Origin of the sequence: Collinsella sp. OM06-18AC, assembly GCF_003438785.1 — a bacterium.
Lineage (GTDB): Bacteria > Actinomycetota > Coriobacteriia > Coriobacteriales > Coriobacteriaceae > Collinsella.
The window spans coordinates 38,997-51,772 of record NZ_QSTX01000012.1 but is presented as its reverse complement, the minus strand read 5'-3'; the positions used below and the strand labels follow the sequence as shown (position 1 = coordinate 51,772).

At 62.3% G+C, this 12,776-nt stretch carries 7 protein-coding genes; 6 read left to right on the top strand and 1 reads right to left on the bottom strand.

The genetic code is table 11. The features are described from left to right. Positions 1-17: 17 nt before the first annotated feature. Positions 18-2,153 carry a LuxR C-terminal-related transcriptional regulator gene (locus DXB86_RS08110; protein WP_158555303.1) on the bottom strand — a complete coding sequence of 712 codons (2,136 nt, stop codon included), beginning with the start codon at positions 2,151-2,153 and terminating at the stop codon, positions 18-20. A gap of 437 nt (positions 2,154-2,590) precedes the next feature. Between DXB86_RS08110 and DXB86_RS08105 the strand changes: the two genes are divergently transcribed. The 6 genes from DXB86_RS08105 to pknB all read left to right on the top strand — a co-directional run bounded on the left by DXB86_RS08105 (position 2,591) and on the right by pknB (position 12,651). Continuing rightward, on the top strand, positions 2,591-4,444 hold the full coding sequence (locus DXB86_RS08105) for a serine/threonine-protein kinase (RefSeq protein ID WP_117634460.1): 1,854 nt from the start codon (positions 2,591-2,593) through the stop codon (positions 4,442-4,444). Then, positions 4,441-5,451 carry an FhaA domain-containing protein gene (locus DXB86_RS08100; RefSeq protein WP_070097545.1) on the top strand — a complete coding sequence of 337 codons (1,011 nt, stop codon included), beginning with the start codon at positions 4,441-4,443 and terminating at the stop codon, positions 5,449-5,451. Before DXB86_RS08105 ends, DXB86_RS08100 begins: the two co-directional genes overlap by 4 nt. Before the next feature lie 6 nt (positions 5,452-5,457). Further along, a complete protein-coding gene (locus DXB86_RS08095) occupies positions 5,458-5,874 on the top strand; it encodes an FHA domain-containing protein (RefSeq protein WP_006235180.1) in 417 nt (138 codons plus the stop codon). Then, on the top strand, positions 5,871-7,670 hold the full coding sequence (locus DXB86_RS08090; RefSeq protein ID WP_117736767.1) for a Stp1/IreP family PP2C-type Ser/Thr phosphatase: 1,800 nt from the start codon (positions 5,871-5,873) through the stop codon (positions 7,668-7,670). Before DXB86_RS08095 ends, DXB86_RS08090 begins: the two co-directional genes overlap by 4 nt. A gap of 16 nt (positions 7,671-7,686) precedes the next feature. Then, on the top strand, positions 7,687-10,557 hold the full coding sequence (locus DXB86_RS08085) for an FtsW/RodA/SpoVE family cell cycle protein (protein WP_117736766.1): 2,871 nt from the start codon (positions 7,687-7,689) through the stop codon (positions 10,555-10,557). 132 nt (positions 10,558-10,689) lie between these two features. Beyond that, on the top strand, positions 10,690-12,651 hold the full coding sequence (gene pknB / locus DXB86_RS08080; protein WP_117736765.1) for a Stk1 family PASTA domain-containing Ser/Thr kinase: 1,962 nt from the start codon (positions 10,690-10,692) through the stop codon (positions 12,649-12,651). Positions 12,652-12,776 lie beyond the last annotated feature (125 nt).

Genomic DNA, 12,776 nt, shown 5'->3' with positions numbered 1-12,776 from the left:
GTTGATTGCTCAGGCGTTTATACGTTATTTACCTGCGATAACAATAAAATTAGCTCCGCCTTATTCTTGATCTTCAACTGGCGGTAAGATGCAGACCGCAGCGCTTGCACCGTAGATGCAGCGTAACCGACATCCTCCGCAATGGCCTTTGTCGTTGCCCCCTCTGCCGTCATCAGCAAAATTTGCGACTGAACATCAGAAAGGGAGCGCGACGTAAGCAGGGCCAGCTGGCGCACGCGGGCCGTTTCGGTGGACCCGTTCGCCCGGTACTCCAAGACGGCCTTCTCGTCCTCAACCGAGCGGGCGAGCGCGATGTGCGTAACGAACATGGGCACAGACCAGCAAACAATCACCGTTGCCACGACGACATTGACAGCCGAACTTTGCCCCAACAACGACGCGAGGAACAACGGCTCGAAAACCGTCAGATCCTGCACCATATTGAGCAAGACAGCCCAAACAGGAGCCGTCGCCCCGAAGCAAAGCATCCATATCCCAAGCATTTTGCGCTGCGGACAGCTTCGCATCACTATATATGTGAGCAGCACCCCCGTCAGCACCGCAAGTCCATGGATTCGCCCCCTAGCGACCGCATAGATTAAGGCAACCATGCCCATTGGCACCAACGGCACGATAGCCCGAGCATGGGCATGCACCTTAAACGGACGCAGCCCAACAGCGAGCGAAGCCGTAGACGCCACGCCGCAAAACAGGACCGGCACAGCCATCAACGGAACGCGTATGCACATCAATGCCGCGATATAGATAAAAGACCATTCCACAGCAGATAGCACCGCCCATACGTACGGGCTTCCGAGCCAAATCGCTTCACCCGCTCTATCCAGCGCAGCGCCACGATTCGCTTTTCCACCCGCGTAGCGTAGCGACAGAAGCAGTCCGAGACCCAATGCGTAGCTTAAGAGGGAAAAGGCGACAGCCCGCGAAACACCGGACCCCCAATCGCTATCCGCCATTACCAAGGGCCCCGCCGCAAGGAGGATAAAGAATAATGTGAGCAGGTATCGAAACAGCCGGCGCGTTCGAGCTGATGCCACTATATCGTCAGCATGCCGCTGCGGTAGCTCATGCCCTACAGTATCGCCCTCACCCGCAAACAGCGCCACGAGCTCGCGTGAGCCCGCAACCGACGCCTTCCCGTATGCTCGGTGAAGCGTTGTTCTCACCGTCGATGGCTTCGTATCCGTCTCCTTGGCAATTTCCGCCGGCGTTTTCCCTTTGAGCAGCAGTCGAACAAACTGCTCTTCTCTAGGCGACAGGGCAGGGGAAAACACCCCCGCATCGAATGTGTCGGACGCACAGGCGATATCCGAATTGTTGTCCCGTTTCCCCCTTAGCAACATGCATACGAAGGCAGCAGCGATAACGGACCCCATCGCCAGCAATGCAATGACCACGGCATCGCTTGCGAAGTATGCCGCCTCAACAGCCGGAATAAGACCAATAGGAACTGCTACGAGCACAGAACAGGCAAACACGTCGCGCCGCCCATGGCCAAAGGCACGAGGGCGGCAAAACGGCGGGGCCACAGTCAATGCGAGATAGACCAACGGAATTAAAAGCGCAAGGCCAATTGACGCGGCCGTTACAGGGGGCATCCCCCATGGCTCGGGAACGACTCTCCATGAAACTCGACAGCAAAACAGCAGGCAAGACATGACGGCTATTGTTTCTGTAAAAATCGCGTCCTGCGGGTGACGAGTTTCCCTTTCGTCAGTCCGTGTCGACCTCTGCGTCAAAGGAGAGTCCGCCGTGCCCCAAATAACATATGAGAGAAGCAGCGACCCAACAAAGCACGAGACACACGAAACGCCATGTAACAACCAAATCGGTGCAAACACGATTGGAATAGAGTCTCCGCGAGCATAGAAAGCCAGGTCGGCCCATTCGGGAACCGTTGCAATAACACCAAGGAAAACACCGATGGCACCGAGATGCCTCGGCCTTCTCATTCCCCCCTTGCATAGCGCAGCACCATGAACAAACGCCGCGAGGCATGCGCCCAGGATAACGAGCCAGGTCATTGCACCTGACGCTAGGCCGATTGAAGATGAAAACCGGTGATAAGGGGTGACCGCCATTACGACAAGCGCAATGGCGCAGGCAAATGTAGCAGAACGGCGGGAAAAGAGCATACGGCCTCCATAGCGTGTCATTATATCGCTCGAGCCGCTCGTTTATCTCTGTTCTCACACCAGCCAGCATCAATGATTCAGGCGAACTCCAATCCGCGCCAGATCACGGTCCGGCTTTTGTTCGCAGTCCCCACATCAAAGCGGGATGCGGTTTCCTTTTGGACGCCGGTTCGGAAAGCGCATCCCGTTCCAGGGCAATATTCTGGGATGCAGTTTCCGCAGCCCACCCCATTTGGAAAGCGCATCCCATAATTTGGCTGAAAACTGGGGTGCGCTTTCCGAACGAGCCGAAACGGCCCGAATCGATCGGACCACCTCATCCCCGTTTCCTCGCCATCTGCCCGAGCGTGCTACACTAGCAGCATCTATGCCACCGCGAATGGCTCGGCCCCACGCCCGCCGCTCGCAAACGAACTTTAAACGCACGAGGGTTGGCCATGCCGCTTTTCTCGCAACATACCGCCCGGTTCTCGCCGGACGTTCCTTTGGAGGGCACCAGCTCTCGCGAGCTGCTCAAGCGGTACCAGCCGCTCGAGACACTTGCGACCGGCGGTTTTGGCTCCATCGAGATCTGCCGCGACACGCACCTGCGCCGCCGCGTCGCCATTAAACGCATCCCCCTTATCAACGGTGCTGGCATGCCCGCTAGCGACATCATGGATGTCCTGCGCGAGGCGCACACTGCCGCCATGCTTCAACATCCCAATATCGTGCAGGTCATCGACTTTACGCACGATACCGCCTATGCCTACCTGGTTATGGAATATGTCGACGGCATGTCGCTGGCCGAGTTTTTGCATCGCGTGGACGGCCATTCGCTCACCTTTGACGAGGCCGCGGCCATTGCCGATGCCCTGGGCCAGGCGCTCACCTTCGCCCACAGTAATGGCGTGCTCCACCTGGACATCAAGCCCGCCAACGTGCTCATCGACCACTCGGGCAATGTAAAGCTCACCGACTTTGGCATGGCGCGGCTGTCGTCCGCCGGTGGCTTTGGCGGCTCACGCGGCGGCACCATCGGCTACATGCCGCCCGAGCAGCTCGATATCGAGACCGGCACGGTCGACGAACGCGCTGATGTCTTTGCCCTCGCCTGTGTGATCTACGAGGGCCTGTGCGGCAGCGCTCCCTTTATGGCGGCCACGCCCGCCGACTCGCTCGGCCGTATCATCGGCGGCGCCACCTATCCCAGCGAGCTGATACCACACTTTCCCCCGGGAGCCGAGGCCGCGCTCATGAGCGCGCTCTCCCCCATGCCGCAGGACCGCCCCAACAGCATCGAGGCATTTTGCGACCAGCTCCTTGCCGGTCTGGGCAGCGTGCGCGAAGGCCGTCGCAGCCTGGAGCAAATGGTTGGCGAACTTTCGGATGACGAGCAGGAGCTCGACGATATCGAGCCGTCGCACTACGAGGACGACACCATCGAAGTCGACCCCGCACTCGGCTGGGCAGGCACGCGCTGGAGCCATGCGCGCGACTACGCCATGCACGCTATCTCGGCGCTAACGTGCGGCGCCTTTAGCTTTTTGCTGATGCAGACGGCCGGCGTCGCGGCGCTTCCCGGCCTGGTCATTGCGGCTATCGCGATCGGAGCGGCGGCCGGCCTGGCCCCCCAGATTGGCTCGGCCATCTCGGCTGTGGGCTTTTTGGTGCTCATGGCAAACGCCACCATGCAGGCACAGGGCGTCCTGTCGATGTTGCCCGTCGCGGTGATCTTTGCCGCCGCCATGTCCGGTTGGTGGATCGCCTGGGGTCGCACCGAGGCTGCCGCGAGCGCCGCACTCACCTGTGCACTCGCGCTTGGCTGTCTGACCGGCAATACCTTCCTGGCAGCTGGGGTCACCGCCGGCGTCGCGTCATTTTGGCTCGGCCCGGCAAGCGCCGCCGCGGCAACGGGCATGGGCGCACTTTTTGCCCGTCTGGCCACGGTCGCGCTTTCAGCCGGAGGCGTGCTGGGGCTCGGTAACGTTGCCGCAGCGCTGGGAGACCCACTCCTTTGGGCTGCCTTTGTGCTGGTAGCGGCAACTGCCGCGGCGTCATCTGCGCTGCTCAACGCCCATGCCAAGCGTGCCGATCAGGGCTCAAACCTTGCCGTAATCGCCGCCATCGCTGTCGCCGGCATCGGCTGCGCAGCGGCGTCCTGTCTTGCACACCATATGGAAATTGCCAGCCTTGCAGCCGCGGTCGTCGCCAAGGCGGCGGTTGCGGGAACCCTATCCTCTATAATCGTTGGGATATGCCTATATTTGCTCGGATACCAAAGAACCTATACGGAGAGTGATCTTTCGTGAACTTCCTGAACATCTTCGAGGACCACGTGGCCGGCATCTTCGGTGCCACCCGTGCCCCGTTCTCCTTTAAGAAGCTTGCCAAGCAGGCCGCTCGCGACATGGAGGATCAGACTCTGGTGATCAACGGCGTCAACACGGCGCCGGCACTCTATACCATCCTGATCGCCGCCGACGACGATCCCATGCTCGCCCCGTTCTACCCCGAGCTTTCGCGCGAGGTCCGCGAGTTTGTGAAGGCGCAGGCCGAAAAGCGCCGCTATGTCTTTGTCGGCGAGCCCCTCGTGCGCTTTATGATCGATCCGCAGCTGCGCGCCGGCAAGTTCTCGGTCTTTGCCGAGAACGTCGATGCCCCCACGCTCGGCCGCCTGTACGAAGAAGAGCGCGCCTATCAAAACGGTCTGGGCCAAAACAACTCCGCGGCAAGCCGTGCCGCCAGCGCCCCGCGCGCCGGCCAGCAGCAGTTTGCTGCCCCGCAGCAGCAGCGCCCCGCCGCCATGCCCCAGCAGCAGCCGACGCCTCGCGCCGCCGCTCCCGACCCGCTTGCCGTAGCAGATCCCTTCGCGCCTAGCGTCCCCGACCCCGCCGCTCCTATCCCGGTGCCGCAGACCGTCTCGCGCGACGCGCTTGCCGGCATGGGCGGAGCCGCCGCGACCGGTGCCGCCGTGGGCCTAGGCGCCGCAGCCGGCATCGCCTCCAACATGGCAAGCACTCGCGCCCCGCAGCGCCCGCTCGCCCAGCTCGTCGACGTCGTGAGCGGCGAGAGCCATAGCATCACCTCCGCACAGGTGACTATCGGTCGCGAGCGCTCAGTTTCCGACATTGCCCTGCGCGACCCCAACGTGTCGCGCCGCCACGCCCAGCTCACCTTTACGGGCTCGGATTGGTCGATCGAGGACCTCAATTCCACCAACGGCACGCTCGTCAACAACCGCCGCATTACGCGCTGCCCGCTGCGCAACGGCGATCTGCTGACGTTTGGCCTGAGCACCTTTGAATTTAGGGGATAGTCGCTTATGAACATCGATATCGTCCTTTTTGCAGGCCGCATCGTCCTGGTCGCCCTGCTCTATATCTTCCTGTTCGCCGTCATGAAGACCGGCGTGGGACTTGTGCGCGGACAGCGCCGCGACTCGGCTATCTGGACGATCGATGTGGACAAGGGTCCGCGCGGTATCCGCGGCATCCACGTAGACATGCTCGGCCCCGTCATCGTCGGTCGCTCGCCGTCTTCGGACATCTGCATCAACGAACCATTCGTCTCGGCCTCGCATGCGCGCTTTTCGCTGCAGGGCCCGGCGCTCATCATCGAGGACCTCAACTCGCTTAACGGCACGCTCGTCAACGGCCGCCAGCTCGTGGAGCCCGCGACGCTGCGTGAGGGCGACGAAGTCCAGATTGGCGACGTGGTCATGAAGGTGAACCGTCGATGATCGACGAGGAGAACAAGTCCGCAACTATGACCGAGGCACCGGCCGCCGCCACAGCTGCGCCGGCCCACGCCGCTCCGGCGGGCTCCGCACCCGTGGAGCCCGAGGACACCGTGTTCTCCCTGCCTCTTTCGCATGTAACGCATGATATTTCTGATCTCGCCGATAACGAAGACGAAGAGGATGCCGTAGCGGCGCCCATCGGCGCACATGCTGCGGAACATCCCACAGCGCCCGAAGCAACCCCGGCGCCGGCTCACTTTGCAGAGCCCGTCGCCGCGGCAATCAACGAGAGTGCTGCGGTGTTTGCGGCACCCGAGCCCGCCGCGCCGGCGTTTCCCATAGCCCCGGCATCCGAGGTTGCGCCCGCGTCTACGCCGGCGCCCGAGCCTATAGACGTCAGCCCGCAAGACGACGAGTCGACCGCCCGCGTGTCCGAGGAGCCCGGCTCTCCGGACACCGGCGATTCCGAATCAAACGCCGAGACCGACACCGTCTCTCCCGGTGACACAGCCGAGATCGACGTTGCCGCCGTTGAGGCCAAGCTCAAAGACCCCGGCTCGACCATGAGCTTTGAGCCCCTGACCGAGGAGCGCATCGAGACCGACTCGACCTATGATGCCGGCACCACCACGCAACTCATGTGGGGCGCCCGCTCCGACGTTGGCTGCGTACGCCCGCACAATGAGGATTCCTACCTGGTGCAGTCGCCGCTCTTTTGCGTATGCGACGGCATGGGTGGTCACGCTGCCGGCGAGGTAGCCTCTTCCATCGCCGTTGAGACTATTGCCAAGACGGCCCCGCAGTCCGCCGACGCCGCACGCCTGGCGGCAGCCGTCGAGGCCGCCAACGCCGCCGTAATCGAGGCGGCCCTGAACGGCCTGGGCAAGCCCGGCATGGGCTGCACAGCCACTTGCGCCTATATCGAAAACGACACGCTCGCCATCGCCCACGTGGGTGACTCTCGCGCCTACCTGCTCCACGAGGGCACGCTCATCCGCGTGACCCGCGACCATTCCTACGTGGAGGAGCTCGTGGACGCCGGCGAGATTACGGCAGACGAGGCTCGCGTCCACCCCAACCGCTCGGTCATCACCCGCGCGCTGGGCTCGGACCCCGCCATGTATGCCGACCACTTCACTCTGCATATCGAGGAAGGCGACCGCCTGATCCTGTGCTCCGACGGCCTTTCGAGCATGATTCCCGATAGCGATATCGAGAACATCGCCACGCAGTCCTCAACCGCGCAAATCTGCGTCGACAACCTAGTGGACGCGGCGCTTGCCGCCGGCGGCCACGACAACGTGACCGTAGTAGTCGTTGACCTGGTTGACGATGGCGTTATGCGCGAGGCGCAGCGCGTGCGTCGCCGCAACATTACTATCGCCGCCATTCTGGCCCTCGTCTTTGTGCTGGCAGCTGGCATCTGGGCCTACACGGGTGTCACCGGCTCGTACTACCTGGGTACCTACCAGGGCAATGTCGCCGTCTGGCGCGGCCTGCCCGGCAAGCCGCTCGGACTCAAGCTCCACTGGCTCGAAAGCGAAACCAGCATCAAGCTATCCGACCTGCCCGAAGACACGCAAAACCGCCTCAAGGCGGGCATTCCGCAAACAAGTGTCGACGATGCGCAGGACACGATATCCAAGTACCGCCACCAGATCGACGAGGAGCAGACCCGCCAGGTAATCGACGCGCAAACGATTCGCGACAACACCAATCAGGGATCGACCTCCGAATCAGATTCCGAGAAAACCGCCGAACAGTCCGCCGAGGCCGAAGCCTCCGATAAGAATTAGAAAGGGAGTGCCGCTTATGAGTCGCCGCAACACCGAGCTGCTCTTGCTCATCGCCTCGGCGTTCCCCGTCATCCTGCTGTATGCGATGTACGTGCTCACCGCGGGCGCTGCCATCTCCTTTGAGACGCTCGCCGTACCGATCGGCCTCTTTGCCGCCTTTGCCGCGGCCCACATTGCCGTGCGCATCTTGGCGCCCGGTGCCGACCCCGCCATCCTGCCCATTGTCTTTGTGCTTTCGGGCATCGGCATCACGTTCGTGACGCGTCTCGCCCCCGCTCTCGCCATCTCACAGCTCATCATCCTGTTTGTCTCGGTGGCCCTGATGGTGGGAACGCTCGCACTGGTCAAAAACCTCGACGTGGTCATGCGCTACAAGTACACCTTTGGCATTATCGGCATCATCCTGCTGATGCTGCCCATCTTTATCGGCACCACGATCTCGGGCTCCAAGCTCTGGATTCGCATCGCGGGCTTTACCATCCAGCCCGGCGAGTTCGCCAAGGTCTTTATCGTGCTGTTCCTGGCCGGATACCTGGCCGAGAACCGCGAGCTGCTCTCCATCTCCAACCGCAAGATCTTAGGTCTTAAGATCCCTCGCCTGCGACTGCTGCTGCCGCTGTTTGCCGTGTGGGGTGTGTGCCTGCTCGTCGTCGTCTTCGAACGCGATCTGGGTTCGGCCGTGCTGTTCTACACCATCTTCTTGCTGATGCTCTACGTTGCCACGGGTCGATTCTCGTATGTCGTTATCGGCCTTGCGCTCTTGGCCGTCGGCGCCGTGGGCGCCTACAAGTTCCTGTCGCACGTTCAGGTGCGCTTCCAAGTTTGGGTCGATCCGTTTAAGGACGCCCAGGGCCAGGGCTACCAGATCGTCCAGTCGCTCTTCTCGCTTGCCGATGGCGGTCTGGTCGGTGTTGGTATCGGCAACGGCATGGCCAACAACATCCCTGTCGTCGAGTCCGACTTTATCTTCTCTGCCATCGGCGAGGAGATGGGCCTTTTGGGCGGCGGCGCCGTGCTCATCCTGTTTATGCTCTTTGCCGTGCGTGGCCTCACCACGGCTGCCCGCGCTAAATCCGACCTCGCCGCCTTTAGCGCCACGGGCCTTACGGCCGCCATCAGCTTCCAGGCCTTTTTGATCGTGGGCGGCGTTACCCGCCTGATACCGCTGACCGGCGTCACCCTGCCCTTTATGAGCCAGGGCGGTTCCTCGCTGCTGGCAAGCTTTATCATCGTCGCGCTCCTGCTGCGCGCCGGTGACGAAGCGACCGGACGCGAGGCCGAGCTTACCGGCACCGGCACCATGACCGCCATCACCGATGATCAGGTCGCATCCGCCGCCGCCCCGACGGGCACGCGCTTTGCCACCTCGTCTTCCTACGGCAGCGGCAGCCATTCCGTCGGCTCGCGCATGCGCCGTCGCCTGCTCGACACGCCTGAATCCGGTGTGCTCGGCCGCGTGGCGCTCGCCAACCGTCTAACCCGTGCGGTGCTCGCCTTTACGGCGCTGTTCGCCATCCTTATCGGCAACCTCACCTATGTCCAGGTCATCAAGGCCAAGGACTATCAGGATATGCCGACCAACAACCACACTATTGCCCGCTCCAAGTACATCCAGCGCGGTTCCATCATCACGTCCGACGGCGTGACGCTGGCCGAGTCGCTGCAGCAGGAGGACGGCACCTACGTACGCTCCTACCCCAACGGCAACCTGGCAGCGCACGTGGTTGGCTACGTGAGCCAGCAGTATGGCACCACCGCCATCGAGAGTGTCATGAACGACACGCTCACCGGCTCTAAGGATTACTCCAGCTGGAACAACGCCATCGCGTCGCTCGCGGGGCAGACCCAGCCGGGCAATACCGCCAAGCTCACCATCGACTCGCGCATCCAGACGGCTGCCGAGCAGGCGCTCAAGGGCTTTAAGGGCGCTGTGGTGGTCATGGATCCGCGCACCGGTGCGGTCCTTGCGTGCGCGAGCTCGCCCACCTACGACAACACCAACATCGATGCGCTGCTCCAGTCGGGCGGCGGTGAGGACGGCTCCATGTACAACCGTGCCATGGACGCACTGTACACCCCGGGCTCGACCTTTAAGGTCGTCACGCTCTCCGCGGCACTCGAAACCGGCACCGCCAGCCTTACCAGCACGTACCAGGCGCCCGGCTCCATGGACATCGGCAACGCGCCGGTCACCAACTATGCCAACGAAAGCTACGGCACCATCAGCCTGCAGCAGGCCTTCGCCGTGTCGTCCAACGTCGTCTTTGGCCAGGTGGCCAACGAGATTGGCGCCAGCTCGCTCGTCCAGTTTGCCAACGCCTTTGGCTACGGCCAAAAGCTCGGCCAAGATCTGACCTCCGCCGCCTCCATCATGGCCGACCCGTCGCTTATGACCGAGTGGGAGACCGCTTGGGCAGGCGCCGGCCAGCCCGTCGGCATGGACCACACGCCTGGCCCGCAGACCACCGTTATGCAGAGTTGCGTGATCGCCGCCGCTATCGCCAACAGCGGCGTGGTCATGGACCCGTTCTTTGTGTCCCAGATACTCGCCCCGGACGGAACCGTGGTTAAGACCACGCAGTCCCGCTCTCTGGGCCAGGCTGTCAGCTCTGCCACGGCCGACCAGGTCAAGCAGGCCATGCTCGCCGTCGTCCAGTCCGGTACCGGCACCGATGCCCAGATTCCGGGCGTCAAGGTTGCCGGCAAGACCGGTTCGCCCGAGACCGGCGGCACCAACGTCAACTCTACGTTTGTTGGCTTTGCACCTTACGATTCACCCACGGTTGCCATCTCGGTGGCCCTGGAGGATTACGACAAACACGACGTCAAGGCGGCTAAGATTGCCGGTATCGTCCTGACCGCGGCGCTCGCCGCACAGGGGGCGTGATGCCCGTGATCAAAGCGGATACTTGGGACGCGCCACGGCCGATGAGCTAGCGGCTACGCGCCACACGGCCCCAGCGGCCACACATTTGGTACTACACACATCGTTGAGCGAATAGTTATGTTAGGAGCAGGAATGGAACAGAGGGTCCTCGGGGGAAGATACCTCCTCAAGGATAAGGTGGGAACGGGCGGTATGGCGACCGTCTACCGCGCACAGGATCAGGTCCTCGACCGCACGGTTGCCGTCAAGATCATGCTGCCGCAGTATGCCGGCGACGCCACCTTCGCCGCTCGCTTTAAGCAGGAAGCCCAGGCAGCTGCCGGCCTGTCCTCCCCCTATATCGTGGGCGTCTACGACTGGGGCAAGGACGGCGACACCTATTACATCGTCATGGAGTACCTGCGCGGTACCGACCTTAAGAGCGGCATCAAGAGCCACGGCGCCCTCGATCCCAAGAAGGTCGCGCAGATCGGCTCGCAGATCAGCTCCGCGCTTTCGGTCGCACACAAGCACGAGATCATCCACCGCGACATTAAGCCGCAAAACATCATGGTGCTGCCCGACGGCAACATCAAGGTAATGGATTTTGGCATCGCACGCGCCAAGAACAGTCATCTCACGCAGGACAACAATGTGCTGGGCACCGCCCACTATGTAAGCCCCGAGCAGACCCGCGGCCAGGACCTCGGTCCCACCTCGGATATCTACTCGCTGGGTGTCGTCATGTACGAGTGCGCCACCGGCCGCGTACCCTTTGACGGCGATGACGCCATCTCGGTCGCGCTCAAGCAGGTCAACGAGCTCCCCATCCCGCCGAGCCAGATCAACTCCGGCGTCGATGCCGACCTGGAGCGCATCATCCTCAAGTGCATGGAGAAGGACCCGGCAAACCGCTTCCAGACAGCCGACGAGCTGCGTCAGGTGCTCAACAGCTATCTGTCCGGCCGTGCTGTCAACGTCTCGGAGCCCACGCGCGTCATCGGTGCCGCCGGCGACTTGGGTGCCACCAAGACCCGCGAGCTTTCCGACTCAACGCGCGCTATGGTTCGTCCCGTCTCGGGCGTGAGCGGTCAGAATACCGCCCGCAGTGCTGCCTCGGGCTCCACGGGCTCCTACGAGGCTGAGAAGCCTAAGTCCAACAAGAACAAGATCATCGCCGCCGTGATTGCCGCCGTCGCCGTGATTGGCATTGTAGTGGCCTTTGCCACGGGCATGTTCAGTGGCGAACAGGTCACGGTGCCCGACGTGCTGGGCAAGGACCAGGAAACCGCTATTGAGCTGATCAAGAAAGCCGGCCTTGAGGTTGGCTCCGTCGACCAGAGCTACAACGACGATGTCGACGAGGGAAAGGTCGCCGAGCAGACCCCCAACGGCAACACCAAGAAGGCCAAGGGCACGAGGGTGAACCTGGTAATCTCCAAGGGCCCTAAGCCCTCCGAGAAGGTTGAGGTTCCGCAGCTCATCGGCCTGACCAAGGACCAAGCCGAGGCCGCACTGGCAAGTGTGGGCCTGAAGGGCAGCGCTTCGGAAGAAGCCAACGAGGCCGAAGAGGGCCAGGTCTTTGAACAGAGCACTGCTGCCGGCAAGGAGGTCGAGAAGGGCACAACCATCTCCTACAAGGTCTCCAGCGGCCCGGACACCACCTCGGTGCCCGATCTGACCGACATGACCGAGGCCCAGGCACGCAACGCTCTCGACATGGCTGGCTTTGGCGTCGACGTGAGCTACCAGGAAAACGACTCGGTTACCGAGGGTACCGTAATTAGCTGGAACCCCAGCGGCAAGCAGAAGCCCGGTGCCACGATCACCGTCGTCATCGCCAAGAAGTCCGGCAAGGCCAGCGTCCCGGGCAACCTGTACGGCAAGAGTATCTCCGCCGCCGTCACCGCGCTCAACAACGCCGGTTTCTACAACATCAGCTTCTGTGACCAGAACGGCAACCCTGTGAGCGGCAACGAGAATGCCACCGTTACGGGCGTCTCCCCCACCGGTAAGCAATCCACCGACAGCACGATTACGCTGACGGTCGCACTTTCTAGCTCGGGTTCGGGTTCAGGCACGAGCACGGGCGACGATTCCGGTACGACCAACTAGTCGCAACCCAACCGCTCATTACGGCTCTCGCCGCAAACATATTCGCTCACAGGCGCCCGCTTGCTCCCCCAGCAAGCGGGCGCTTCGTTTTTGACATGGCATGAACCAGAAGAGCCCGGCACCGT

What these genes read in the sequence shown, in the direction of transcription:
- DXB86_RS08105 (WP_117634460.1), top strand. Translation starts at nt 2,591, where the DNA reads ATGCCGCTTTTCTCGCAACATACCGCCCGGTTCTCGCCGGACGTTCCT.
- DXB86_RS08095 (WP_006235180.1), top strand. Translation starts at nt 5,458, where the DNA reads ATGAACATCGATATCGTCCTTTTTGCAGGCCGCATCGTCCTGGTCGCC.
- DXB86_RS08085 (WP_117736766.1), top strand. Translation starts at nt 7,687, where the DNA reads ATGAGTCGCCGCAACACCGAGCTGCTCTTGCTCATCGCCTCGGCGTTC.
- pknB (WP_117736765.1), top strand. Translation starts at nt 10,690, where the DNA reads ATGGAACAGAGGGTCCTCGGGGGAAGATACCTCCTCAAGGATAAGGTG.
- DXB86_RS08110 (WP_158555303.1), bottom strand. Translation starts at nt 2,153, where the DNA reads ATGCTCTTTTCCCGCCGTTCTGCTACATTTGCCTGCGCCATTGCGCTT.
- DXB86_RS08090 (WP_117736767.1), top strand. Translation starts at nt 5,871, where the DNA reads ATGATCGACGAGGAGAACAAGTCCGCAACTATGACCGAGGCACCGGCC.